This is a genomic window from Exiguobacterium algae, assembly GCF_018617875.1.
In the GTDB taxonomy this organism is placed as follows: domain Bacteria; phylum Bacillota; class Bacilli; order Exiguobacteriales; family Exiguobacteriaceae; genus Exiguobacterium; species Exiguobacterium algae.
The window spans coordinates 519,213-543,642 of the sequence record NZ_JACSKZ010000001.1; the positions used below are offsets into that span (position 1 = coordinate 519,213).

General features: G+C 49.2%; 22 protein-coding genes, 1 riboswitch and 1 other annotated feature. Of the genes, 5 read left to right on the forward strand and 17 right to left on the reverse strand.

What is annotated here, in order from left to right; translation table 11 throughout:
- Nucleotides 1-73: 73 nt before the first annotated feature.
- From KNP03_RS02675 to KNP03_RS02685, 3 genes are all read right to left on the reverse strand, one after another.
- Nucleotides 74-709 (reverse strand): class I SAM-dependent methyltransferase, encoded by a 636-nt coding sequence (locus KNP03_RS02675; protein ID WP_214824913.1) that lies wholly within the window; start codon nucleotides 707-709, stop codon nucleotides 74-76.
- Between the two features lie 126 nt (nucleotides 710-835).
- Nucleotides 836-1,546 (reverse strand): pseudouridine synthase, encoded by a 711-nt coding sequence (locus tag KNP03_RS02680; protein WP_214824916.1) that lies wholly within the window; start codon nucleotides 1,544-1,546, stop codon nucleotides 836-838.
- Nucleotides 1,546-3,243: a putative polysaccharide biosynthesis protein gene (locus tag KNP03_RS02685; RefSeq protein WP_214824919.1), complete on the reverse strand. Its 1,698-nt coding sequence runs from the start codon at nucleotides 3,241-3,243 to the stop codon at nucleotides 1,546-1,548. The genes KNP03_RS02680 and KNP03_RS02685 overlap by 1 nt, the downstream gene beginning before the upstream one ends.
- A gap of 145 nt (nucleotides 3,244-3,388) precedes the next feature.
- On the opposite strand from KNP03_RS02685, the gene KNP03_RS02690 reads away from it, so the two are divergent.
- A complete protein-coding gene (locus KNP03_RS02690) occupies nucleotides 3,389-4,654 on the forward strand; it encodes a BaiN/RdsA family NAD(P)/FAD-dependent oxidoreductase (RefSeq protein WP_214824922.1) in 1,266 nt (421 codons plus the stop codon).
- Between the two features lie 32 nt (nucleotides 4,655-4,686).
- Here the strand turns inward: KNP03_RS02690 and KNP03_RS02695 are convergent, their stop codons facing one another.
- The 4 genes from KNP03_RS02695 to KNP03_RS02710 all read right to left on the reverse strand — a co-directional run bounded on the left by KNP03_RS02695 (nucleotide 4,687) and on the right by KNP03_RS02710 (nucleotide 10,374).
- Nucleotides 4,687-5,196 carry a pyrophosphohydrolase domain-containing protein gene (locus KNP03_RS02695; protein ID WP_214824924.1) on the reverse strand — a complete coding sequence of 170 codons (510 nt, stop codon included), beginning with the start codon at nucleotides 5,194-5,196 and terminating at the stop codon, nucleotides 4,687-4,689.
- 14 nt (nucleotides 5,197-5,210) lie between these two features.
- Nucleotides 5,211-6,365, reverse strand: coding sequence for a hypothetical protein (locus tag KNP03_RS02700; RefSeq protein WP_214824926.1), 1,155 nt, complete (start codon nucleotides 6,363-6,365; stop codon nucleotides 5,211-5,213).
- Nucleotides 6,366-6,482: 117 nt separating this feature from the next.
- Nucleotides 6,483-8,885, reverse strand: coding sequence for a leucine--tRNA ligase (leuS, locus tag KNP03_RS02705; RefSeq protein ID WP_214824928.1), 2,403 nt, complete (start codon nucleotides 8,883-8,885; stop codon nucleotides 6,483-6,485).
- A gap of 41 nt (nucleotides 8,886-8,926) precedes the next feature.
- Nucleotides 8,927-9,144 (reverse strand) — a binding site (T-box leader).
- 45 nt (nucleotides 9,145-9,189) lie between these two features.
- A complete protein-coding gene (locus KNP03_RS02710) occupies nucleotides 9,190-10,374 on the reverse strand; it encodes an MDR family MFS transporter (protein ID WP_338082700.1) in 1,185 nt (394 codons plus the stop codon).
- A gap of 176 nt (nucleotides 10,375-10,550) precedes the next feature.
- On the opposite strand from KNP03_RS02710, the gene mnmL reads away from it, so the two are divergent.
- Nucleotides 10,551-11,525, forward strand: coding sequence for a tRNA modification radical SAM protein MnmL/YtqA (gene mnmL / locus KNP03_RS02715; protein ID WP_214824930.1), 975 nt, complete (start codon nucleotides 10,551-10,553; stop codon nucleotides 11,523-11,525).
- Nucleotides 11,479-12,051: a tRNA 5-(aminomethyl)-2-thiouridylate-methyltransferase MnmM gene (gene mnmM, locus KNP03_RS02720; RefSeq protein ID WP_214824932.1), complete on the forward strand. Its 573-nt coding sequence runs from the start codon at nucleotides 11,479-11,481 to the stop codon at nucleotides 12,049-12,051. Before mnmL ends, mnmM begins: the two co-directional genes overlap by 47 nt.
- Before the next feature lie 30 nt (nucleotides 12,052-12,081).
- Here mnmM and KNP03_RS02725 read toward each other — a convergent pair whose 3' ends face one another.
- Both KNP03_RS02725 and KNP03_RS02730 read right to left on the reverse strand, forming a co-directional pair.
- Nucleotides 12,082-12,798 (reverse strand): alpha/beta hydrolase, encoded by a 717-nt coding sequence (locus KNP03_RS02725; RefSeq protein ID WP_214824934.1) that lies wholly within the window; start codon nucleotides 12,796-12,798, stop codon nucleotides 12,082-12,084.
- Between the two features lie 88 nt (nucleotides 12,799-12,886).
- Nucleotides 12,887-13,357 (reverse strand): GNAT family N-acetyltransferase, encoded by a 471-nt coding sequence (locus KNP03_RS02730; protein ID WP_214824936.1) that lies wholly within the window; start codon nucleotides 13,355-13,357, stop codon nucleotides 12,887-12,889.
- A gap of 165 nt (nucleotides 13,358-13,522) precedes the next feature.
- Here KNP03_RS02730 and KNP03_RS02735 point away from each other — a divergent pair, with 165 nt between their 5' ends.
- Nucleotides 13,523-14,035: a hypothetical protein gene (locus KNP03_RS02735; protein ID WP_214824946.1), complete on the forward strand. Its 513-nt coding sequence runs from the start codon at nucleotides 13,523-13,525 to the stop codon at nucleotides 14,033-14,035.
- Nucleotides 14,036-14,091: 56 nt separating this feature from the next.
- Here the strand turns inward: KNP03_RS02735 and metK are convergent, their stop codons facing one another.
- A complete protein-coding gene (gene metK / locus KNP03_RS02740; protein ID WP_214824948.1) occupies nucleotides 14,092-15,300 on the reverse strand; it encodes a methionine adenosyltransferase in 1,209 nt (402 codons plus the stop codon).
- Between the two features lie 135 nt (nucleotides 15,301-15,435).
- Nucleotides 15,436-15,555: riboswitch (SAM riboswitch) on the reverse strand.
- A gap of 320 nt (nucleotides 15,556-15,875) precedes the next feature.
- On the opposite strand from metK, the gene pckA reads away from it, so the two are divergent.
- Nucleotides 15,876-17,447 carry a phosphoenolpyruvate carboxykinase (ATP) gene (gene pckA, locus KNP03_RS02745; protein WP_214824950.1) on the forward strand — a complete coding sequence of 524 codons (1,572 nt, stop codon included), beginning with the start codon at nucleotides 15,876-15,878 and terminating at the stop codon, nucleotides 17,445-17,447.
- A 21-nt stretch (nucleotides 17,448-17,468) separates the two neighbouring features.
- Here pckA and KNP03_RS02750 read toward each other — a convergent pair whose 3' ends face one another.
- The 7 genes from KNP03_RS02750 to KNP03_RS02780 all read right to left on the reverse strand — a co-directional run bounded on the left by KNP03_RS02750 (nucleotide 17,469) and on the right by KNP03_RS02780 (nucleotide 24,403).
- Nucleotides 17,469-18,233, reverse strand: a complete 765-nt coding sequence (locus KNP03_RS02750) for an alpha/beta hydrolase family protein (protein ID WP_214824952.1) — start codon at nucleotides 18,231-18,233, stop codon at nucleotides 17,469-17,471.
- Nucleotides 18,214-18,687, reverse strand: a complete 474-nt coding sequence (ytkD, locus tag KNP03_RS02755) for an RNA deprotection pyrophosphohydrolase (protein ID WP_214824955.1) — start codon at nucleotides 18,685-18,687, stop codon at nucleotides 18,214-18,216. Before ytkD ends, KNP03_RS02750 begins: the two co-directional genes overlap by 20 nt.
- A 98-nt stretch (nucleotides 18,688-18,785) precedes the next feature.
- Nucleotides 18,786-20,138 carry a glucose-6-phosphate isomerase gene (locus KNP03_RS02760; RefSeq protein WP_214824958.1) on the reverse strand — a complete coding sequence of 451 codons (1,353 nt, stop codon included), beginning with the start codon at nucleotides 20,136-20,138 and terminating at the stop codon, nucleotides 18,786-18,788.
- 106 nt (nucleotides 20,139-20,244) lie between these two features.
- Complete coding sequence (locus KNP03_RS02765; RefSeq protein WP_214824961.1) at nucleotides 20,245-21,408, reverse strand: iron-containing alcohol dehydrogenase; 1,164 nt, start codon at nucleotides 21,406-21,408, stop codon at nucleotides 20,245-20,247.
- 74 nt (nucleotides 21,409-21,482) lie between these two features.
- Entirely contained in the window at nucleotides 21,483-22,475 is a 993-nt protein-coding gene (locus tag KNP03_RS02770) for a Gfo/Idh/MocA family protein (RefSeq protein WP_214824964.1), read from the reverse strand.
- A gap of 98 nt (nucleotides 22,476-22,573) precedes the next feature.
- Nucleotides 22,574-22,963: a S1 domain-containing post-transcriptional regulator GSP13 gene (gene yugI / locus KNP03_RS02775; protein WP_214824967.1), complete on the reverse strand. Its 390-nt coding sequence runs from the start codon at nucleotides 22,961-22,963 to the stop codon at nucleotides 22,574-22,576.
- 195 nt (nucleotides 22,964-23,158) lie between these two features.
- Nucleotides 23,159-24,403, reverse strand: coding sequence for a lysine N(6)-hydroxylase/L-ornithine N(5)-oxygenase family protein (locus KNP03_RS02780; RefSeq protein WP_214824970.1), 1,245 nt, complete (start codon nucleotides 24,401-24,403; stop codon nucleotides 23,159-23,161).
- Between the last annotated feature and the right edge of the window lie 27 nt (nucleotides 24,404-24,430).

A 24,430-nucleotide genomic window follows, 5' to 3' on the forward strand; every position in this document is an offset into this window, starting at 1 on the left:
AAGATTTCATCATGTCCTACATTTGAATAGATTACGTTATGAAGCTCAGTGCGTTTATTCGCCCTGGGCTTTTTTATGTATGTTCAGGTATCGCTTTCATGATGACCATTTTACGGTACATCCCGTTCATCATGACCGGTACATCCTCAATGAGGGTCCCGTCAATCTGACGAGTTTCCCATAATGCTTCAAAACTGAGTCCGATGTCCGTCCCGAACCATTTTATTATGGGACGGGATAGTCGTTGGACGATTGAGGGACGTTGCCCGTCTTTCGGAGAAAATTTATCAAAAATGATCAGTTGTCCTCCTGGTCGTACGACCCGTAACATTTCATCCAAGCATTGTACCGGATTCGGAACGACGGAGAGAATTAGACTGCCTACCACGACATCAAATTGATCGTCTGCATACGCCAATTGTTGCGCATCCATCACTTGAAACCGGACCGGACGATCGGCGAATTTTTCTTTTGCCTGATCTAACATGGCTCCGGATAAATCTATGGCAGTGATGTCAAAGCGATTCACGTCTACTTGTTCGAGGTCGGATCCGGTTCCGACTCCGACGAAAAGAATGTGATCTTCATTCTTCCAATTCAAATTACGGAACACTTGTCGTCTCGCCTCAAGAAATCGACCCCGATTGAAAAGACGATCATAAATCGGCGACCACAATTTATAAATGAAGTGATTCCATCCGTTCGTCATACGTTTCCCCCGTTCTCATAAAGTAGCATGGATTACTTTCCTTCATTATAAAGTGAATTCCTTTGACCCTTCTATATAAAAAAACAAGCATACCTGAGACAGGTATGCTTGTTTTTTCTGAACTGTTTAAGGCATCAACAGGCGGACTTCCTCTTCAGTCAGCTCACGATAGTCCCCACGCTCCAGGTTCGCATCGAGCTCAAGTGGTCCGATTTGAACTCGTTCCAGGCGCTCAACATGCTTGCCTACCGCAGCGACCATTCGTTTCACTTGATGGTACTTACCTTCTGAAAGGGTTAGACGAATCGTGGTCCGTCTGCCGTTTCGACTCAAAATTTCAAGTCGAGCCGGCTTGGTCGTATACCCGTCTTCGAGCTCGACCCCTTCAGCGAATTGACGGACATCCTCGACCGTCATCTCCCCATCCACTTCCGCAATATACACTTTGTCAACGTGCTTACGGGGAGACATGAGGGCATGATTGAACGCGCCGTCATTCGTGATCAATAATAAGCCGGTCGTATCTTTATCGAGTCGTCCGACCGGGAACAACTCATAATGTGCATAGGACGGGTCAATCAAGTCGATGACCGTTGACTCCACATTGTCCTCTGTCGCGCTGATCACACCTTCCGGTTTGTTCAACATCAAATATACAAAGGGCCGATAATCAACCGTTTCGCCAAAAACGGTCACCTGTTCCGTGTTCGGGTCGACGTGACGTTTTGCGTCTTTGACAGGCTGGTCATCAACACGAACTGCCCCTTGTTTCAGTAATATTTTCACATCTTTGCGCGAACCGTATCCCATGTTCGACAGCAATTTATCAATCCGCATTACGCTTTCCTCCGATATTCGAATCGTTTTCCTAACAGTTTACCGGCTAAGTGACTCCGCCAGCCTAAATACCCATAGACGAGGACTCCGATTCCCACGCCGACAAGTGTAGCGAAAATATCATTCGCCCAGCTCGGTTCATCCTGAAGGGTGAAGAAGAGCGACCCGTATACCGAGATGAACATCGCTGCGCCCATGAAGAACATGAGCATCGTCCGACGAAGCAGTTGTTGATACGGGAAGTGAAGCGTCTTTTGGATTTTCCAAACCATTAGAATAATGGCGACGATATAGCCAAGGATGGTCGCATATCCCGCTCCAATCCCTCCAAGCGCATAGACAAGCGGAACGTTAAGCGCCAACTTCGTCAAGAGACCCATCGTCGTGGCAAAAATCGTGAAATACTGACGATTGATTCCCTGCAAAATCGCTGCCGCGACGGAATAATAAGCCAGGAAGAATGCACTTGGCGCATAGTTCAACAAGTAAACCCAACCTTCCCGATCTCCCGGGAAAAGTGTTCCGAACAACGGTTCTGCGAGTGCGACAAGACCGATGACAGCCGGAATCGTCACAAAGAACGAAACTTGGAAAATGTGGTTCACCTGATTGCGTACTTTTTGCAGATCCCCTGTCGTGAACGAACGGGTAACAAGTGGAATCGTCGCCATCGAGACACTTGCCGCCACGGAAACGGGGATGAGTACGATTTTATGGGCGTTCCCTGTCAAAAATCCAAACGCCGATGTGGCATCTGAAACCGATTCGCCGGCATTGAGCAATGTATTGACCATCGTCAATTGGTCGATGACTTGATAAAGTGGCGTCGATAATCCGACCATGACGATCGGAATCGAGTAGCTGAGTAACTCAAGGAGCAACGATTTCATCGAGCGGACCGGAGTTCCTGCCGGATTCTCGGTTTGGCGATGAATGTCTTTCCGCCGCTTCCAATACATCATGAGGACGACGAGACTCCCAATCGCCCCGATGAACGCACTAAACGTTGCAATCGTAACGGCAATGACTTTCAAACCGTTCAACTCTGTCGTCTCGACCGACTGTGTCCCACCTAATGCGTCCGCGATCGGTTGCAAGAAGGCTGAATCAGCGAAAACGAACAAGACGAGCATCGTCCCGCTAAGCAAGAAGAGGATGCGGACAATTTGTTCAACGACTTGAGAAATCGCTGTCGGTGCCATGTCTTGATGTCCTTGGAAGTAACCACGGACCATGCTCATCGCCGGGATGAGCAAGAGGGCGAAGCTCACACTTCTCGTAACGAGAGTAAGTGAGTCAATGTACTGCTGATTGTTTTCTGAGTTTCGAACCATGAGCTCCGAGAGCCATGGGGCCGAAAAAAACAGTAATAAAAAAGCGACGACGCCGGTCGCAAGCATCAACTTCATCCCTTGGCGGAACAATCGTTGACTCGTTCCATATTCACCGAGCGCGTTGTATTTCGCAATAAACTTGGATACCGCAACCGGGATCCCTGCCGTCGAAATGGAAATCATAATCGCGTAATACGTGTACGCTGCTTGATATAACGTCACACCGGCAATCCCGACCATTGCTTGGAACGGGAACGTATACAGTAATCCTAAGGCGCGGGAAATTAAATTCCCGGCAGATAAGAGAATCGTCCCTTTAACGAAGGATGCGCTCCCTGAATCTTGTTTGGCGCTTGAAGACATGAAATCCCTCCATCTATAAGTAACCACAATGAAAATTAATTCGATTTTACAAAACAACCGCTTCTCATTATACTCTTACTGTTACGGATAATAAAGTTACGATAATTTTACTAATCTTATATATGAAGAAATGAGGAGATTACCTATGAAAGATGTCATCATCATCGGTGGCGGTCCAAGTGGACTTATGGCGACCTATGCGGCCGCAAAGTCTGGCGCTTCCACTCTCTTGATTGATAAAGGCTCGAAGCTCGGTCGAAAACTCGCCATCTCAGGTGGCGGACGTTGTAACGTCACCAACCGGAAACCTATTGACGAGCTCATCCAGTTCATTCCCGGAAACGGTCGCTTTTTATACAGTGCTCTCGCCCAGTTCGATAATCAGTCCATCATCGACTTGTTCACCGGATTCGGCATTCCATTAAAAGAGGAAGACAACGGACGGATGTTCCCGGTAACCGATAAGGCACAGGATGTGGTCAATACGTTGCTTCGCGCCATCGAAGACCTCGGTGTCGAGATTCGAAAGAATGCAGAAGTCAAAACACTCCATTTTAATGAAGAAAATGAATTCCAATCCGTCGAGTTGGCCGATGGAGAAACGATTGAAGCGAAAGCATGCGTCGTTGCGGTCGGGGGGCAATCTGTCCCGCACACCGGTTCGACGGGTGACGGATATCCCTGGGCAGAAAAAGCGGGACATACGATCACGGAGCTGTTCCCTACTGAAGTCCCGATCAAATTGAATGACCGTTTTATCGGAACGAAACAGCTTCAAGGATTGTCACTTCGGGATGTCGCCCTTACCGTTCACGGTAAAAAAGGGAAGCCGATCAAGACACACCAGGGAGATATGATTTTCACGCACTTCGGCATTTCAGGCCCGATTGCTTTGCGCTGTAGTCAGTACACCATCAAAGAACGAAAACGCAGTAAAGAACAGGTCGTCCGTTTATCCCTTGACCTGTTTCCTGACCGTTCACGCGATGAACTGTATCAAGAATTATGGACAAAAGTGCAAGAGCAACCGAAACGTGCTGTCAAAAACGTATGGAAAGGCTTTATCCCAGAACGCATGCTCGACCTGTTACTCGAAGAACTCGCGTTCGGAGAAGAAGACGCAAGCCAGCTGAAAAAACAGTTGGTTATCGACTTTGCGACACGACTGAAGTCTTTTGACTTACATGCGGTCGGTACACTCGATTTCGATAAAGCCTTCGTGACAGGCGGTGGTGTCTCGGTAAAAGAAGTGGCCCCACAAACGATGATGTCGAAAAAAGCACCCGGTCTCTTTTTTGCCGGAGAAGTGCTTGATATCCATGGGTATACGGGTGGCTATAACATCACGGCGGCCTTCACAACGGGTCATTGCGCCGGCTCCCATGCGGCAGAACGGGCAAGTCAGCTATAATAAAGAAGCGTGGTCAAGTTGACCACGCTTCTTTACTTTCCTTCGATTTGACGACGAACTTCTGCTTCCAGTTCCGGCTCCGGAGGCATCCATCCTTCAGGTTTCATCACTTTATTGTCCGACTCCCGTAAAATCGGTTTTCCGTCAGGTCCGAGTTTGGCCATATTGGCACGTTGCACGATTTCAAACAACGGCACCGGATCTAATCCGAGCTCGACGAAACTCCCCATCACGAAATATAACGCATCGGTCAAGGCATCCCCTTGCCCGACTAACCGTTCCACATCATCAGTGGGTGGTGCGTCCTGCAATGACTTTTGGACCGCTTTCGCAAATCCGTCCTGGAAGTGCTCGACTGCCTGTAAAAACTCCTCTTCCGTTTGAGAAGATTGATGTAGAAATTCGACGACCGCCTCTTCGGCCGTCCAAACCGATCGCTTCAACGCACGATCGAGCGATAACGGTTGTGGTGTTTTCGCTTTCGGGTGACCGAACGTTTCATGGAATTGTTGAACTTCTTCATAAAAATAACGTTTACTCATCTTATCTTCCCCTTTTAGTCAACCGAAACAAAAGCATCTAAATCAAAGACTTCCGGGTGGACAATCGCAAAGATCTCATTGTCCTGTAAAAACATTCCCGTCGATGCATAGACGCGAGGCGTCACCATCTGTCCATTGATTGTGGCTTCTTCTGGATTGATTGTATATAAGACTAGCTCTTCTGAGTCGAGGACGTAGATCCGTCCTTGGCGCTCCACAAGCCCGACTCCGGCAAATCGTTCGAACTTCTGTTGAATCGATGCGCTCATCCCGTCAGCAGATAATGCTTTTCTGGAAGCGAGTGCCCATTCGGTTTCCGGTTCCTTCTCTTCTTCGTCGGCTTCAGGCGATTGATCTCCCGCTTCGCCTTCTTCCTTCGCGACAACCTCAGTCGGTTCACTGACGGTTTCCTCTGATTCAGCCGTTTCTGTTTTAGGCGGTTCCGTAACGGCATCCGAAGCCGGGGCTGAGTCCGGATTTTCAGAATTCGTATCAGGTTTTGCCGTTTCTTCTTTTTCTTTTTTCGGATCATCCGCTTCTTCCGTCTCCACGACCCGTTCCTCGATATACAGCAATTCCAAATCCGGCGTATCTGCCAATCGATTCATCAACAGGAGGCGGTTCGTTTCCGCATCGTAACCGAGTCCAAAAATTTGGTCGTCTGACACAAGACCCGCAATCTGTTTACGTGGTCGCTCTACCCAAAGCCCGTCTTCCCGTTCAATCGTCACCAAAATCCCGGTCGTCGTGACGGCGTACACACGGTCTTCCGATACCATACGCATGCCGATGAACTCATCGAGCACGAGTTTTTTATCCTTGTCGTCGAGCTGAAGCATCGCGTTGACACGACTCCCTGCTCCGCTGACTTCAAAGAACTCTTGTTGATCGGTCAAGACAAGGTACGCACCGATCGTATCACTGTAATACACCTCATCAATGTTTTCGATTTGTTCGAGCGCATCTGTCGTGTCGGGATCATCCTCGTCCTGCGCCGCCTCGACAGGCGGGATTGCTGTCACCTGATGGCTCGTCTGGATATCGATTTTCTCAAACGTCGAAGCGATTTGCTGCTGGATCTCCTCGTCTGAAAAGACGAAGACGTAACAGAGCAAAAGCCCGACTACGACCGCGCACAGTGTCGTATATAGTACGTATGAACGTTTCATGGACGTGTCGTCCCCTTTACATCAGTATCGCCCTTTAGTGTAACAAAACAAACATGAAAAGAAAACGACCTCATCAAAAAGAAAGGAACGTGTGACAATGTCACACGTTCCTTTCTTTTATCCAACAACAATATTGACGAGTTTGCCTGGAACAACGATCACTTTACGTACCGTTTTCCCCGCTGTGAATTCTTGAACCCGTTCGTTTCCGAGTGCTTCTGCCTCAAGTGTTTCTTTTGAAGCATCACGCGCGACATGCATTTTCGCACGAAGTTTCCCGTTCACCTGGATGACGACTTCAATCGTGTCACTCACAAGCTTCGACTCATCGTAAGTCGGCCAAGCCGCATACGTCAACTCTTCTGTCATCCCCATCTTCTCCCACAACTCTTCAGACAAGTGTGGAGCGACCGGTGAAAGCATTTTGATGAAATCGACCATCTGCGCTTTCGGCAATGTCTCTTGCTTGTTTGCTTCGTTGACGAAGACCATCAATTGCGAGATCGCCGTGTTGAAACGAAGTGCCTCATAGTCTTCCGTCACTTTCTTCACGGTCTGATGATATGTCCGTTCAAAGTCCGCTGTCGGAGCGGTATCTTCAAAGTTCGTCTGCTCAAAGAGACGCCATACGCGGTCAAGGAAGCGTCGTGCTCCGTCAAGACCATTCGTCGACCAAGCGATTGCTGCATCAAGTGGTCCCATGAACATTTCATAAAGACGGAGTGTATCCGCTCCGTGTGACTTCACGATGTCATCCGGGTTGACGACGTTCCCACGAGATTTCGACATCTTCTCGTTGTTCTCTCCGAGGATCATTCCTTGGTTGTAGAGTTTTTGGAACGGTTCGTTCGTCGGGACGACACCGATATCGTAAAGGACTTTGTGCCAGAAACGTGCGTAGAGCAAGTGAAGCACGGCATGCTCCGTACCTCCGATATACAAGTCGACCGGAAGCCAACGTTTGAGTTTTTCAGGGTCCGCGATCATGTCCTCGTTATGTGGATCGATATAACGGATGTAGTACCAGCAGCTACCTGCCCATTGTGGCATCGTGTTCGTCTCACGACGACCTTTTTCGCCAGTGACAGGGTCTGTGTACGTCAACCATTCTTCTGCGTTCGCAAGCGGTGACTCGCCAGTACCCGACGGTTTAATTTCATCGATGATCGGAAGTTCGAGTGGAAGTTCCTCGACCGGTACTGTCTTCATCGTTCCGTCTTCCATGTGAACGACCGGAATCGGCTCACCCCAATAACGCTGACGGCTGAACAACCAGTCACGGAGACGGTATGTCGTCTTCGCACGACCTGTGCCAGCAGCTTCAAGCTCTTCAATGATCGTCTTGATTGCATCCGCTTTATTGAGTCCGTTCAAGCTACCCGAATTGACGTGTTCCCCGTCTTCGATATAAGCCGCCTCTTCCAAGTTTCCACCTTTGACGACTTCACGAATCGGAAGGTCAAACGTTTTCGCGAACTCATAATCCCGCTCATCATGTCCAGGAACGGCCATGACCGCACCCGTACCGTATGTCGAAAGAACATAATCCGCTGTCCAGATTGGAAGCTTCTCGCCGTTCACCGGGTTGATGGCATAAGCGCCTGTGAAGACACCTGTTTTCTCTTTAGCGAGGTCTGTCCGCTCGAGGTCTGTTTTCTTCGAAACTTCTTCAATATATGATTCGACTGCCGTCAATTGTTCAGGCGTCGTGATCACTTTCGTGAATGGATGTTCCGGTGCGAGCGTCACGTACGTCGCGCCATGAAGCGTGTCCGGACGTGTCGTGAAGACCGTAACGACTTTGTCGTGACCATCTACTTTAAAATCGACCTCGGCACCGACTGATTTCCCAATCCAGTTGCGTTGCATCTCTTTGACGCTTTCCGGCCAGTCGAGACCTTCCAAGTCTTCAAGCAAGCGCTCTGCATATTCCGTGATGCGAAGCACCCATTGCTTCATCGGGACGCGGTATACCGGGTGGTTCCCACGTTCTGACAAACCGTCGATGACTTCTTCGTTCGCAAGGACCGTACCGAGCGCCGGGCACCAGTTGACCGCGACTTCGTCGACATACGCGAGTCCACGCTCAAAAAGTTGCGTGAAGATCCACTGCGTCCATTTATAGTATTTCGGATCCGTCGTGCTGATTTCGCGATCCCAATCATATGAGAATCCGAGATCTTTCAACTGACGGCGGAACGTCTCGATGTTGCGCGCTGTGAACTCACGCGGGTCGTTCCCTGTGTCGAGTGCATATTGTTCAGCCGGGAGACCGAACGCGTCCCAACCGATTGGATGGAGCACGTTGAAGCCTTGCATCCGTTTCATGCGGGCGATGATATCTGTCGCCGTATAACCTTCCGGGTGTCCGACGTGGAGTCCGGCTCCTGACGGGTACGGGAACATATCAAGGACGTAAAAACAGTCCTTCTCCGGGTCTTCAGTCGTTTTGAACGCATCTTTTTCTTCCCAGCGCTTTTGCCACTTTTTTTCGATTTCTTGATGTTTAAAATAGCTCAAAATTCTTCCTCCTCTACATAATAAAAAGCCCTTCGTCCCGAAAATGGGACGAAAGGCTTGAAAGCTTTCCGCGGTACCACCCATGTTGCATTGCTGCCACTTGAGACGCCGGTAACGAGGCGTAACGTCGGTTCACCCTACTAGTCGTTCAGGTAAACAGCTCCAAGGCGAGTTCACGTCATCCGTCTATCGATTCACACCGGCCATCGACTCTCTCAAAAACGGATTGTGCGCTACTACTCCTCTTCAACGCTTGCTATTCATCGTAATCTATTTTAGCTCAATCTGAAATTCAGCGTCAACTTCATTTTTCCGTGACGCGAATGTCTTTCATGAACACGAACAATGACAAGGCGAGCGTGACGAGCAAGAGAAGCATCCCAAAAACAGCTGTGATTCCGAAGATGTCGTACACAAATCCCGAGAGTGTTGGTCCAATCATCCGCCCGACGGATGCCGCAATATTGACGAGTCCTTGATATTGCCCTGCCTTACCAGGAGGGGCAAGTTTCGCCGCAATCGTCGGGACTGCCGGCCAAACGAACATCTCTCCGATCGTCATGACGACCATCCCAACCATGAACATGCCGAATCCGCCCGCGAACGGAACGATGAGGAACGCACCGAGGAAAATCGATGCCCCGATGATCAACTGACGTTTCAAATCATCCTCAAATTGACGCAACACCCGATTCAACAACGGTTGTGCAAACACAATCATGGCACCATTCACGGTCCAAAGAAGTGAATATTGGCTGATGGTAACACCAAGATCTTTTGAGTGTACGGCAATCGTTCCTTGCCACTGTACGTAGACAAACCAAAGAACGGCATAACCGAGAGCGACGAACCACATCGATTTCATTGTCGCACTCGACAAAGTAGTTGCCGCTGCTTCAAGTTGCGACTGAACAACCGGTCGAGCCGGATTTTTAAGATAGCGCAATCCGAAGAGAAGGACGACGACGAACAAAATAGACAAGAAGAAGTTCGCATAGAAAATCCATTCGATATTCAATCGGGCGATTTGCCCGCTCATCGCTGTCCCGAGGGCGACCCCCACGTTTTGGGCGACATAAATCGCGTTAAACGAACGACGTCCCCCTTCCGGCCAAATGAGACCGGCGAATGCATAGACGGTCGGAAAGACGAGACCACCTGAAAAACCGATCATCCCGAGCCAACCTAAATAACCGAGGAACGTGGCGTGGAACAACAAGAAGCCGAGCGAGCTCAACAAAAGCAAACCGACTGAAATCACCAGCGTCACTTTTCCTCCGACCCGATCAAACAAGGTTCCTCCGATGTAATTCCCCATGATGGCGAGCGCAGAGTTCACGAGAAGCGCCACGCCTGCAAGTGTCATTGACTCACCTAAAAAATCATGAATATAGAGTGTATTGAACGGCCATAAAAAAGACGCCGCCGTTGTATTGAGCGCCATCGCAATGACCAGAATCCATACCGAGAACGGCATTTTGTTGTTCACACCAAGTCCTCCTTTCTTCAATCCTAAACATCAAAAAAATCGGCACGAGGGCCGAATCAACAATAAGTCCTTATCAAACCTAAACGAACGCTACACAACTGTCAAGAAAAATTACTTATTATGAAGTTTTGAAGATTTCATCTTGTGATAGCATGAGCAAAGAAGGAGAGATGAACATGAATCCATTTGGTCAAAATCGCTACCATACATTGAATGAAGCCTATCGAAAAGAATATGGGGGGAAAGTATTTAAAGTGCCGCTCGACGGCGGATTCACCTGCCCGAATCGGGATGGGCGTGTGTCAAAAGGAGGATGCACGTTCTGCTCCGATGATGGAAGCGGGGATTTTGCAGGAAATGCCTGTGATCCGATTCCCGTTCAATTTGCAGAAGTGAAGGCACGGCTGCACCGGAAATGGAAACACGCCAACTACATCGCCTATTTTCAAGCCTTCAGTAACACATATGCCCCCGTTACAAGACTACGGGAACTTTTTGAACCGGCGTTGCTTGAAGAAGGCGTCGTCGGACTGTCGATTGCAACAAGACCGGACTGTCTGCCTGACGACGTGGTAGACTATTTGGCAGAGTTGAACGAGCGGACGTCACTATGGGTCGAACTCGGCCTTCAGACCGTACACGACTCGACCGCAAAAAAGATCAACCGAGGGCATGACTACAAATCATTTTTAGAGGGCGTGGAGAAACTCCGTCGCCGAAACATCCGTGTCTGCGTACACATCATCAACGGATTACCGGGTGAGACACCTGCGATGATGCTCGACACGGCGCGAGAAGTTGCTAAAATGGACATACAGGGAATCAAAATCCACTTGCTTCACGTCTTGAAAAACACACCACTTGCCCGTCAATACGAAAAGGGATTACTCGAGCTGATGGATGAAGACACTTACATCTCGCTCGTTTGTGACCAGTTGGAGTTGATGCCGCCAGAAGTCATCGTCCATCGTCTGACGGGAGACGGGCCACCTGATCTATTGATTGGACCGATGTGGAGCCGCCATAAAATGGCGGTGTTAAATAAGATTCGTGCGGAATTGGAACGACGTGATTCCTTCCAAGGAAAGAAGAAGGATGAGATGTATGGGATTAATGAGAGTATTACCTTTTGCGAAACAACTGCTGAGTGACCATGTGCAACCCGGATCTGTCGCCGTCGATATGACAGCCGGAAACGGACACGACACATTATTTTTAGCAGAACAGGTCGGAGAAAGCGGACACGTCTATGCGTTCGATATTCAAAAAGAAGCGGTAGAAGCGACGCGCACCCGCATTGAAGAAGCATCTTTCAGTGACCGCGTCACCGTCATTCACGACAGTCATGATACAGTGAAGGCGGTGGTGGATCCCGACGCACGTCCGATTACCGCTGCTGTGTTTAATCTCGGTTACTTACCCGGAAGTGATAAATCGGTCACTACGAATGGGAATACGACGATTGCAGCCCTCGAGCAATTGCTCGACGTGATGGCAACCGGCGGCGTTATTGTCGTCGTCATCTATCACGGCCATGAGAGCGGGAAAGTCGAACGAGATGAGGTGCTCGCTTATGTCGAGTCACTCGATCAAAAGAAAGCCGGCGTGCTTCGATACGGTTTCATCAACCAAATCAACCACCCACCTTTCATTGTGGCAATCGAAAAACGTGCATAAAACAAGGCGACTCGATTACGAGTCGCCTTGTTATTCTTGAATCAATTCATAAAACGTCATCAGTGTTTCCGCGAATTTCATATTCAACCGTTCGTACCCAAAGTGAGGGAACCCTTCCAATCGTCGGATATACACCTGGTCTCCCCCGATTTTCCGACAGACATTCAGTGTCAATTTCACATCGGCAAACCGATCATCCGGTGCATAGAAGCATGCGAGCGGTAAACGCGGCAAATGCTTTTTCTCTTCCTGATGTTCGACGATTTCTTCCTCGATCTCCCGATATTGCGCATAAGTGATTTCACCGAACCGTGACGATTCTTCCCCTGCTCCCGTGAACGTCATCATCCCGAGCGGCAAATCCGGACGGAAACGGTCGACCGCGCTGGCGACGACTTGCTTGAGTCCCCCGATTTGACGCGTTGCATGCCAATCAAATAACGGCGAGATATACGTCAAGCTTCCTAAGGGGACATCATACTCCTGTAAGAGCCGGTTCGTGAACAGGGCACCCAGACTGAATGCCACGACATGTATTGGCAGCTTATATTGTCCTGCCTCCCGTAACGCTTTTTTGATCAGTTGTTTATGTTCTTCCGCTGTCAGGCCGACGGACTCATCACTGACGACGAGCACTTCGTAATCGTCCTGGAGCCGACGAATGAACGTCTCGCTGATCCGCGATGTGAACTGCAACGGATAAACGATGACGATGACTCCTTTTCGTGCATGTTCTTCATGTGTCATGTTGTCGTCACCTCATTATTAGACTATATATATTGTATCAAAAAAACATCAGCCGCAACTGATGTTTAGGTGAAATCCGTCCCAAGGCTTAGCTCGGATCATATCGTAAATGAATGAGTTCCATCGGCTGGTCGTACACTTCCTCTTGGATGCGGTTCAGTTCTTTAAATGACTGATGCATTAAAAAGGTGATCGCCTGGTCATTCGAACTTTCCACGTATACATCAATCGGTTGCCTCTTTTGTTTCTCCAGGTACATTAAAAATTCGGCGCCATGCCCTCTGCGGTGATAGTCTGGATGAAGATAGAGACGAAGCATTTCCCACATATCTCCTCGGTCGATTGCATGACAAAAGCCAATTACATCGTCGTCTGTCTCACCAACGATAAAAAGCTGCTCTCTCGCCTCTTCGCTCGAACTGATTGCACGGACAATTTCTTCTTGCTGATAAGCCCGTTCCATCACTTTCGTTCGAACCGTGTCATCTTGTGTGACGGTCGATAGCGCAATCTTTCGAATCGTGGCAGCATCTTCCGGTACCGCTTCCCTCATCTTCATGTCAGCTTCCCCCTTTAGGCCAGTCTATTTCTATCATTCCCTATCTGCCTGGAAATATCCTGCTGAATCTTTTTCTTTTTCGTGACGTTTCCTTTAATGATGTTATGTCAGCATTTGACTGGGGTATAAAGGTAGCAATGCCAACTAATGAAGGAGTGTACGAGAATGGAACCAACTCTGCAGCATGATCCTCAGAAAGATCAAATGAACAATCCGAACCGTCAATTCGATCAAATGGATTCAGGCGGACCAAAAATCAATGTCGCAGCCGGTATGTTAATCGGCGCCCTTGTCGGCGGGTTACTCGCCCTACTCAGTTCTTCGAATCGGGAACGGACGAAACAATCACTCACGAATGCCAAATCAACCGTCGGGGACCTCGTTCAGGAAGTGAAGCAGGATCCTTCCGGTAAAGCGTCTCAAGTGATTGAACAAGTGAAAACGGCATCCGGCAAGATTCAAGAAGTATCGAGCGACGTCCAGAACGTCTATGAAAAAGTCGTTGGAGAAGTGGACACCGTAAAAGACGACGTCAATAAAATTGTTGAAACGGCTCAAGAAGCCAAGTCTGATATTCAGGATATCGGAGAAAAAGTCGTAGAAGCGAAAGACGTCGCCCTCGGTCAAGAGACGACCGATCACCAGTCGTCTTCGAACGATGAGTCTACAAATACCTAAATAGAGAACTTTATCAATAAAAAAACGACCTTTTCGGAGAAAAGGTCGTTTTCGTATTATGCGAAACGTTTCGCGCCTTCTTCAAGCAACGCTGCCTTATCCGTTTGCTCCCATGGGAGTTCAACGTCTGTACGACCGAAGTGGCCGTAAGCTGCTGTTTGCTTGTAGATTGGGCGACGAAGGTCAAGCATCTTGATGATGCCGGCCGGGCGAAGTTCGAAGTTCTCACGAACGAGTTCGACGAGTTCTGTTTCGCTCAATTTACCAGTACCGAACGTATCAACCGCGATTGATACAGGGTGTGCAACACCGATCGCGTATGCAAGTTGAACTTCCGCTTTGTCCGCAAGACCTGCCGCAACGATGTTTTTCGCTACGTAACGAGCTGCGTATGCCGCTGAACGGTCGACTTTTGTAGGATCTTTACCTGAGAATGCTCCACCACCGTGACGTGCATAACCACCGTACGTATCGACGATGATCTTACGTCCAGTAAGACCTGCATCTCCTTGCGGTCCGCCGATTACGAAGCGGCCAGTCGGGTTGATGAAGTATTTTGTCTCCGCGTCGATGAGTTCAGCCGGAATGACTGCATCGATGACATATTTCTTGAGATCCTCTTGGATTTGCTCAAGTGTGATGTCTTCTGCGTGTTGTGTCGAAATGACAATCGTATCGATACGAACCGGGTTGTTGTTCTCATCGTACTCAACCGTTACTTGTGTTTTACCATCCGGACGAAGGTAAGCAAGCGTACCGTTCTTACGAACTTCTGCAAGACGACGTGACAATTTGTGAGCAAGTGAGATTGGAAGCGGCATGAGTTCTGGTGTCTCTTTTGTCGCATATCCGAACATAAGACCTTGGTCACCCGCACCGATGGCATCGAGTTCCTCTTCAGTCATCTGACCTTCACGTGCTTCAAGCGCCTGATCGACACCTTGTGCGATATCGACTGACTGCTCATCGATTGATGTGAGCACGGCACATGTTTCCGCATCGAAACCATATTTCGCGCGAGTGTAGCCGATTTCACGGACTGTTTCACGAACAACTTTCGGGATATCCACGTAAGTCGATGTTGTGATTTCTCCAGCCACGAGTACAAGACCTGTTGTGACAGATGTTTCTGCCGCAACACGGGCATTCGGGTCTTCCGCTAAAATGGCATCCAAGATCGAGTCTGAGATTTGGTCACAAATCTTATCTGGATGTCCTTCAGTAACCGACTCCGAAGTGAAAAGTCGACGGTTCAAGTTTGACATTTCAAAAAACCTCCTAAGGAATAAGGGTAATATGTGGACGGTACTCGTTCCCCTTACGCGTTGCTTTGGGACGGTAATGAAAAAAACCTCCCCCGATGACATACATTGGGAAAGGTTGAATCGTTCTTCCTTACCCTCTTATCGTTCGAAGCAGTCGCTTCGCTTCAGGATAGCACCTTTTCCGCACAAGACGTTCATGTCGGACGGTTGCTGGGCTTCGTAGGGCCTTGTTCCCTCCACCGCTCAGAATAAGAGTATCCGTTACGAAGACCATCATATAAATGACGAAACGTTCTGTCAAGGGAATCGTTCGATTTCGTAAAAAAATTCACAAATTCACAAAAATATTTTATTTGTGAACTATTAAACTTTTTTTATAGTTCGTTTCTGTTTTTTAACACCTTGTGATAGGAGAATATGTTAAAATGACGATGTAAGAAAGCGCTTACTTTAATAGAGAAAGAAACGCTTGTTTTTGATTAGTGTGTCACATATAATTAAAAATGTCATACTGATTAAACGCGAAAGTATGCGGATTTCATCCACATCTATTTAGGGGAAAGGTGGGATTCAGGATGGCGACAACGCTCCTGAAAATCGAAGAATTAATTAATGGTGCCGGCATGTTACGGAACTTGACTGTTCCGGAGCTCGTGGAGGAATCCATCCGGAACGGGGAAGGCGTGTTGACGAAAGACGGGGCTTTATCTGTCAGCACCGGTGCATTTACCGGACGGTCACCGAAAGACAAATTCGTCGTGCAAGATGAAGTCAGCAATGACCTCGTCGACTGGGGGAAAGTGAACCAGCCGATTAGCGAGGACAAATTCACGGCACTTTTAGACAAAGTGCTCACGCATTTAGAAGAGAAAGAAAAGTTGTATTATCTAGAAGCCTCAGCAGGGGCGGATGAGCATTACACGTTGCCAGTGCGCGCGATCACCGAATACGCGTGGCACAGCTTGTTCGCAAAACAACTCTTTTTGCGGGAGTGGCCAACGAAAGGTGCTTTCGATCCGTTCACGGTCATTTATGCACCGAGTTACAAAGCCGATCCAGTCGTGGACGGCACAAACTCTGAGACGTTTATTCTCGTCTCATTCGCAAAACGTACGATTCTGATCGGGGGAACAGAATACGGCGGCGAAATCAAAAAATCGATTTTCTCTGTCATGAACTTCCTGTTACCGGAACAACAGGTCCTGTCGATGCATTGTTCGGCGAACGTGAACGATGCGAACGAGACGGCTCTTTTCTTCGGCCTCTCCGGAACAGGGAAAACAACGCTTTCAGCCGACCCGGAACGTCACTTGATCGGTGATGATGAGCACGGCTGGTCACCAGATGGGATCTTTAATATCGAGGGTGGTTGCTATGCGAAAACCATCAATCTATCCCGCGAAAATGAGCCACAGATTTATGACGCGATCCGCTTCGGTTCACTGATTGAGAACGTCGTCTTGAACGAGGACCGCACACCAAACTATAAAGATATTTCCTTAACGGAGAACACACGGGCCGCTTATCCGATTGAATTCATCGACAACGCGATGCTCCCGTCCCGTGCCGGTCATCCGAACACAATCGTCTTCTTAACGGCTGACGCGTACGGTGTCTTGCCTCCAATCAGCAAGTTGACGAAGGAACAAGCGATGTACCACTTCTTGTCCGGTTATACGTCTAAACTTGCCGGAACCGAGCGCGGCGTCACAGAACCGCAAGCGACGTTTTCAACTTGCTTCGGCTCTCCGTTCTTGCCACTCGCACCGGAACGTTACGCCGACATGCTCGGTCAACTCATTGAACAGCATGACGTCGACGTCTATCTGGTGAATACCGGTTGGACAGGCGGTGCTTATGGTGAAGGTTCACGTATGAAGCTCGCTTATACGCGCGCCATGGTAAACGCTGCCGTAAACGGGGAACTTCGTGACGTTGAAACGACGAAGCATGAAATTTTCAACGTGGATATTCCCGTCTCGATCAAAGGGGTACCGGATGACGTCCTCAATCCACGCGATACGTGGAAGGACCCGGCACGATATGACGTCGAGGCCAAGGCATTGGCACTAAAATTCAAAGAAAACTTCAAACGTTTCACAAAAGCGAGCGAAGCGGTCGTTGCGGCCGGTCCCCTCGTCATTTGACAAAAAGCACCGACTAGAGAACTAGTCGGTGCTTTCGTTTGTTTGGCGCAACATCCAGTTCATCGCCTGTTCCGTCGTCTCCCACTTATCCCAAAACGGAAGTTGATGGCCAAACGGGACGACCCAGATTTTTGCCTGATCGCCTAATTTCTCAGCGACGGCGGTCGCATGACGCAGACGTACTTGTTCATCGTCCGTGCCGTGAATCAATAACGTCGGCGCCTCCCACTCTTTGAACAAAGGCGAACGGTCTTTATAGGCATCTGCTGCCGTCTCCGGATCTCCCCCGGTCATCCGCCGAAGCATCTTCCGCATCGATTTCTGCTCTTCATACGTCCATTCCAAGTTTGTCACGCCCGCCCAAGAGACGACACTCTTTAGCGGTCGTTCTGCTGCGAGCGACAACGCCATCATCCCGCCTCTCGAGAACCCGAGCGCATGAATGTCAGTATTCGTCTCGCAAATCCGGTCATACAAGGAAAGGACATCCTCTAAATCGTCTCCTCCAAAGTCTTCTTTCCCGGTTCCGCCGTGATTCCCCCGGTATACAGGCGCGACGACGTGAAAGCCCCTTGCAGCGAACTGCATAAGCCTCGGCAAACGGACATCTCCAATTCGGGATGTGCCTCCCCGTAAGTACATCAACACGTGCCCATTCGGCCGTTTCGGCACAATTTCGTAGGCGACGACCTCTTCTCCGTCCTTCGTCTCATACCATCCGCGTGCCACATGATACCCCGCATAGGGCGGTAGCACATCAATGCGATCAAACCATTTTTTGTTCATGGAGCAACCTCATCGTTTCCGGCAACACCCGATCTTTCATCATGAAACTATATCGAGGGTTTCGTAGTAAGTTCTCCGGAAGCTCATCAATCAAGACAGCCCCATCTGTCTCGTCGACGGCCGGATGGTCATCGAATCGCTCAATTTCAGCAAAATAGATATTTTTGATGACCGTGTCCCCTCGCCCGAGGACACGATACTGACCAAGATACCGAAGTGTTTTGACGACCCCGCCCGTCTCTTCGTACACCTCACGAATGGCCGCATCGTCCTCATGTTCCCCTGGCTCCACTTTCCCTCCAGGAAATTCGAGTCCGCGCTGTTTATGTTTTGTCAGCACCCATTTGTCTTCATAACGAGCGACGACCCAGACGTGAAGCGGTGTGTCCGAGAATGGGTAGTGGGTGAAGCTTAGTTCGACTTGATTATGATAGAAATCTTTGAATGTCTTCATAGTCCATCCCTTTCTTTCCCTGTCTACTCTCACTTTACCTTGTCTTCACCCAGTTTCAAACAAAAAAATCGGTCCGCGTCGCGGACCGATTGTAAAACTTATTGGTTCAAGCGTTTTTCGAGCTCTGCTTTTTGTTCTTCGTAACCTGGTTTTCCAAGTAACGCAAACATGTTTGCTTTGTAAGCTTCGACGCCCGGTTGGTTGAATGGGTTCACTCCGAGGATGTATCCGCTCATCGCGCATGCCTTCTCGAAGAAGTAGAACAAGTATCCGAGGTGATATGGTGTCATCTCCGGCAATTCTACAATCAGGTTCGGTACGTTTCCGTCCGTATGTGCAAGAAGTGTTCCTTCTGCCGCTTTGTCGTTAACGAACTGGATCGTCTCACCTGAGAGGAAGTTCAAACCATCCAAGTCTTGTGCGTCTTCCGGTACATTCATCGAATGACGGACTTCGTTCACACGGATGACCGTTTCAAACAAGTCACGGCGTCCTTCTTGAATGTATTGTCCCATTGAGTGCAAGTCTGTCGAGAAGTCGACGGATGCCGGGAAGATCCCTTTGTTGTCTTTTCCTTCTGATTCCCCATAAAGCTGCTTCCACCATTCCGATACGTAGTGAAGCGCAGGTTCATAGTTGACGAGCATCTCGATTGATTTGCCTTTTGCATAGAGCGCGTTGCGGACGACCGCGTACTGATACGCTTCGTTCTCATCCAACTCTGGTGAGCTGTATGCGTTTTGCGCGTCGCGAGCACCTTCCATCAAGGCATCGATATCGATTCCGGCAGCAGCAATCGGCAGAAGACCGACTGGTGTAAGAACAGAGAAGCGTCCACCGACATCGTCTGGAATGACGAACGTTTCGTATCCTTCTGCGTCAGCAAGCGTTTTGAGTGCACCACGGGCACGGTCCGTCGTCGCATAGATTCGCTCACGCGCACCGTCTTGACCATACTTGTCTTCCATGAACTGTTTGAGGACACGGAATGCGATAGCCGGTTCTGTCGTTGTTCCTGATTTCGAGATCACGTTGACCGAAACTTCTTTCCCTTCAAGTACTTGAAGCAACTCTCTCATGTACGTAGAAGAGATGTTATGACCGGCATAGAAGATTTGTGGCGCTTTGCGCTCTTCTTTTGACAATACGTTAAAGAATGAATGTTGAAGCATTTCGATTGCTGCACGTGCACCGAGGTAAGACCCCCCGATCCCGACGACGACGAGAACATCTGAGTTTTCACGGATGCGTTCCGCAGCAGCTTTGATTCGAGCGAATTCATCTTGGTCGTATTCGGTCGGTAGATCGACCCACCCAAGAAAATCGCTACCCGCTCCACTGCGCTCGTGAATTACCGAGTGGAGTGTTTTGACCGTTTCTTGCATTTGGTCAATTTCATGCTTCCCAACGAACGAGAGAGCGTTTGAATAATCGAAACGTACAGTTGACATGTCATTTCCTCCTTTAAATCGCTCCTAAAAGAGCCATACATGACCCATCATATACGGAAACATCGGATTCATTCAATCATTATTGCAAAATAGGCAATAATTCGCCTTATTTGCTGAGTTCTAAGATGTTGGCGACATCTTCGCGTTCCAACGTACGGAAACGGCCGAATGCCCCTCGTTTCATCGCAGAATCGAGGATGGCATCGAATGACGACTCATCAATCTCGTAGTCACGGAGCGAGTTCGGTGCACCGAGTTGGTCGAAGAACGAACGAATCGCTTCAATTGTACGCTTCCCTGTCTCCAAGTCGTTTTCACCCGGTTCCACATCAAATACTTCCGTACCGAGTCGCGCGAAGCGGGCTGCGTTGTCTTCATCCAATACGTGCTCCATCCAACGCGGGAAGAGGATGGCGAGGCCACCGGCATGCGGGATGTCGTGTACGGCTGAGACCGCATGTTCAATGTTATGAGACGCCCAGTCCCCGGCAGCTCCCATCTGAAGCACGCCGTTCAATGCCATCGTTCCTGCGAACAAGATGATGGCGCGCAAATCAACATTCTCCAAATCGTTTACAAGTTTCGGTGCCGATTCAACGACTGCTTTCAAGACGCCTTCGGTCATATGTTCCTGTACCGGCGCATGGTTCGGGTGGAAATATTGTTCGAAACAGTGACTCATCATATCCACAATTCCGTAGATCGTTTGATCTTTTGGAACCGAGACCGTGTAACGCGGGTCAAGAATCGAGAAAGTTGGATAAACGAGCGGGTGGCCCCATCCAAACTTCTCTTGTGTCTCCCAGTTCGTGATGACAGAGCCCGAGTTCATTTCTGAGCCTGTCGCGGCAAGTGTAAGCACCGTTCCAAACGGCACCGCTTCTGTCGGGATATGTTCACGGAGTACGATGTCCCAGGCGTCGCCCTCATAAGGAATTGCCGCCGAGATCAATTTCGTACAGTCGATGACGGAACCTCCGCCGACCGCGAGCAAAGCATCGATTTCTTCTTCGCGCGCTTGTTTGACGGCACGACGAACTGTCTCGATCCGCGGGTTCGGTTCAACTCCTGAGAAGTCTACGTATGAAATGCCTGCCTTTTCAAGCTCAGCCACGACTTCATCATACGTCCCGTTCTTTTTGATACTTCCGCCACCATAGACGAGCATCACTTTCTTCGCGCCGAGCGTTTCAAGCTCTCCCGCGAGTTTTTCGACTTGATGGGTCCCGAAAATCAGTTTTGTCGGGTTTTTGTATTCAAAGTTGTGCATGTTTCATCCTCCTCATAGAAATATGTAACACCTACACTATATACCCTGTTTTAAAAGAATGAAAAGTAACTCGCTTACGCGTAGATGCGATCGATGATGTGGTGGAGGATGACCGCCTCCTCTGCCTGACGATAATCCGGTATGGTTTGACAGGCTTTTAGAAAGTGTTCGATTTGACGCGCATACGGGTCGTGTTGTTCCAAATAAGCAGGCGTTTCATCGAACAAGGCCCCATGTTTCTCCGTGTGCACGGTGAGCGGGAAAAGTGTCGCCCCGGCCCGTGTTCCCCGGCACTCGACACGCATCACGTCTTTTTGTTCGAGGTTGGCCATATAGCTCACGTCGAGTAACAACGATGCCCCGTTCTCAAACTTGACCATCGCCCGTGCCGTATCATCAACAGAGAACGACGTAGCGTCCCATTCCCCTAGGAGCCCCACTCCCGGGCGCGTTCCTAAATATTGTCCGACATGACCGAGCACTTCCGTCGGTTTCGGATACCCCATGATATACAAAGCGAGGTCGAGCATATGTACCCCGATGTCCAGGAGCGCCCCGCCTCCATGCAATTCTTTGTCGGTGAAGACCCCCCATCCCGGGATCCCTCTTCTTCTCAGTGCCAAGGCAGTCGTCGCATACATGTCACCGAATTCTCCAGCATCAATCATTCGTTTCAAAAGCTCGGTATCAGCGCGGTGCCGGTAGTGAAAACCAAAATGGAGCGTCCGTTTGGCCCGTTTTGCCGCCTGCAGCATCTCCTTCGCTTCATTCTCAGAAATGCCAGGTGGTTTTTCACACAACACGTGACACCCCGCATCAAGCGCCTGCAAGACTTGCGTCTTATGGAATGCGTTCGGCGTACAAATACTGACCGCGTCCAATGTTTCGTGTCGAAGCATCTCCTCAACCGTCTCATACACGTTCGGGATACCAAACTGCTTGGCGACCGTCTCCCCTTTTTCTTTCGTTCGGTTCATGACCGCTACGACTTCCGCTCCTGCGGACTGATAATTCGGGATATGTGCGCTCGTCGCAATCCCGCCTGTCCCGATGATTCCAATTTTCATGTTTCGCACTCCTTTCCACCCCTTTAGTTCGTGACATCTTCCTAAGATTCCTGTAAAACAAAAGGCGACCCGTCATAAGCGGGTCGCCTTTTTAACACTTACTTTTTGAAGTTTGTGTTTTTGATCCAGTCTTCGAGTTTGTCCTTGAGGACTGTGAATCCTGGAGCTTCTTCTTGCTTGAAGTTAGAAGCTTCGTTGCGGCGTGGCGCACGGCGAGCTGGCTTAGCAGACTTCTCGCGTTTTGGAGCTTCTTGAGTCGCTTTCATTGAAAGCTTGATTTTTTTAGAAGCTTCATCCACTTCAAGGATTTTCACTTCAACTTCTTGACCAACTTGAACGTAATCGTTTACGTCTTTTACGTAGTCATGTGAGATTTCAGAGATGTGAACAAGACCTTGTGTCTCGTCGTCAAGTGCTACGAAAGCACCGAAAGGTTGAATTCCTGTAACTTTACCTGTTAATACTTGATCTTTTTCGTATTTTGCCATTACAAACACTCCTATGCTAAATTCATCAACTTACTATAACATACTTTTTTCGATAAAGTGTAGAATTTAGCAAAAAAGATTATTCTGACGTGTCGGAATGTTTGAAAGTCGAACCTCGGGGTAAATACAAATCAAGCAAGACTTCAAGTATTCCCCCCTGATTCCGCTAGGCGACTCGCCTAGCACTTTTTTTGTTCAAAATGTCGTGAAGGGTCGCTGATGACGGATTTCGTACACAGTTTTCCCGGCGATTTCATTAAGAATGATCGCATTCCGATACACAGCCATCCCCAAATTCGTCGCCGCCGGACCGTGCGAATGTTCGAGATTCGTGTGGGTGAACAGCTTCCCGCGCAGTGGTTCGCTCGTAGCGAGGTCATATCGCGCCTGAACTTTCCATTCTGTTTTGGTTTCCCACTGGATTGGGAGATGCGAAACCCAATCCGGAATTACCGGTCGATAGCCCGTCGCGGCAACGACGGCATCGTATTTCCCTTCAAAGTCTTGATTCGTGTACTGGTGTGTCCCCTTTACTACATACGCCCCATCCACATGTCGGACCTGGTCCACTTCGATCTGCGTCAAAAGCTTCGTTTTTTGATCGTCCCCGTCTGCCGTCCGTTGATACAACGTCTCATACACTGCCGTCAACGTATCCGGATTGACCCCGTTACGAAAGCGTTCGAACGAGGCGCTCAATTGTTGTCTTGCCTCATAAGACAGCGCGTGAAAATACTCGACATAGTCCAAACTAAAGATTTCTTCGCCGAGTTTCCCCGCTTCAAGTGATTCGTAGACGTCCGACCGCGTTACCCAATCAACGGTCTGGCTCGAATCCGAGGAACGAAGCAAATCCAAATAGACTTCCGCAGCACTTTGACCGCTCCCGATCACCACGACCCGTTCAGCTGTTCTTAACCGGTCACGGTTCATCAGATATTCACTCGTATGCACGACCTTTTCAAACGAATCGGGGACGAGGGGGGCAGAGCCTGTTCCGATGACCACGTGTTTGGCATGAACCTTCTCTTCCCCTTTGCCGGTCCGGACCGTGACGACAAACCCGTCCCCGTCCTCGCGCACGTCCGTGACACGGCTCGAAAAATGAATCGACTCGAGTTGATGCGCCACCCACTTCAAATAGCGATTGTATTCCTGTCTCGGAATGACCATGCTTTCTTGAATAATGAACGTCTGCAGTCTTCCTGCCTGTTTTAAATAATGTAAATAACTATAAGGGCTTGTCGGGTCAGCAGGTGTGACCAGATCAAACAGGTAGTGTGTCTGCATCGTCATCCCTTCGATGAGCATCCCTTCATGCCAAATCAGTTGGTCCCGTTGTTCAAAGCAAATCCCCTTCAACGGAGTCGATTCATGGAGCGCCATCAATCCTAAGTTATACGGGCCACAGCCGACTGCTACGAAATCATATTGTTCCATCCTATTCACCTCGCCCTCCTTTTCCCC

What these genes read in the sequence shown, in the direction of transcription:
- KNP03_RS02675 (WP_214824913.1), bottom strand. Translation starts at nt 709, where the DNA reads ATGACGAACGGATGGAATCACTTCATTTATAAATTGTGGTCGCCGATT.
- KNP03_RS02680 (WP_214824916.1), bottom strand. Translation starts at nt 1,546, where the DNA reads ATGCGGATTGATAAATTGCTGTCGAACATGGGATACGGTTCGCGCAAA.
- KNP03_RS02685 (WP_214824919.1), bottom strand. Translation starts at nt 3,243, where the DNA reads ATGTCTTCAAGCGCCAAACAAGATTCAGGGAGCGCATCCTTCGTTAAA.
- KNP03_RS02690 (WP_214824922.1), top strand. Translation starts at nt 3,389, where the DNA reads ATGAAAGATGTCATCATCATCGGTGGCGGTCCAAGTGGACTTATGGCG.
- KNP03_RS02695 (WP_214824924.1), bottom strand. Translation starts at nt 5,196, where the DNA reads ATGAGTAAACGTTATTTTTATGAAGAAGTTCAACAATTCCATGAAACG.
- KNP03_RS02700 (WP_214824926.1), bottom strand. Translation starts at nt 6,365, where the DNA reads ATGAAACGTTCATACGTACTATATACGACACTGTGCGCGGTCGTAGTC.
- mnmL (WP_214824930.1), top strand. Translation starts at nt 10,551, where the DNA reads ATGAATCCATTTGGTCAAAATCGCTACCATACATTGAATGAAGCCTAT.
- mnmM (WP_214824932.1), top strand. Translation starts at nt 11,479, where the DNA reads ATGGGATTAATGAGAGTATTACCTTTTGCGAAACAACTGCTGAGTGAC.
- KNP03_RS02725 (WP_214824934.1), bottom strand. Translation starts at nt 12,798, where the DNA reads ATGACACATGAAGAACATGCACGAAAAGGAGTCATCGTCATCGTTTAT.
- KNP03_RS02730 (WP_214824936.1), bottom strand. Translation starts at nt 13,357, where the DNA reads ATGAAGATGAGGGAAGCGGTACCGGAAGATGCTGCCACGATTCGAAAG.
- KNP03_RS02735 (WP_214824946.1), top strand. Translation starts at nt 13,523, where the DNA reads ATGGAACCAACTCTGCAGCATGATCCTCAGAAAGATCAAATGAACAAT.
- metK (WP_214824948.1), bottom strand. Translation starts at nt 15,300, where the DNA reads ATGTCAAACTTGAACCGTCGACTTTTCACTTCGGAGTCGGTTACTGAA.
- pckA (WP_214824950.1), top strand. Translation starts at nt 15,876, where the DNA reads ATGGCGACAACGCTCCTGAAAATCGAAGAATTAATTAATGGTGCCGGC.
- KNP03_RS02750 (WP_214824952.1), bottom strand. Translation starts at nt 18,233, where the DNA reads ATGAACAAAAAATGGTTTGATCGCATTGATGTGCTACCGCCCTATGCG.
- ytkD (WP_214824955.1), bottom strand. Translation starts at nt 18,687, where the DNA reads ATGAAGACATTCAAAGATTTCTATCATAATCAAGTCGAACTAAGCTTC.
- KNP03_RS02760 (WP_214824958.1), bottom strand. Translation starts at nt 20,138, where the DNA reads ATGTCAACTGTACGTTTCGATTATTCAAACGCTCTCTCGTTCGTTGGG.
- KNP03_RS02765 (WP_214824961.1), bottom strand. Translation starts at nt 21,408, where the DNA reads ATGCACAACTTTGAATACAAAAACCCGACAAAACTGATTTTCGGGACC.
- KNP03_RS02770 (WP_214824964.1), bottom strand. Translation starts at nt 22,475, where the DNA reads ATGAAAATTGGAATCATCGGGACAGGCGGGATTGCGACGAGCGCACAT.
- yugI (WP_214824967.1), bottom strand. Translation starts at nt 22,963, where the DNA reads ATGGCAAAATACGAAAAAGATCAAGTATTAACAGGTAAAGTTACAGGA.
- KNP03_RS02780 (WP_214824970.1), bottom strand. Translation starts at nt 24,403, where the DNA reads ATGGAACAATATGATTTCGTAGCAGTCGGCTGTGGCCCGTATAACTTA.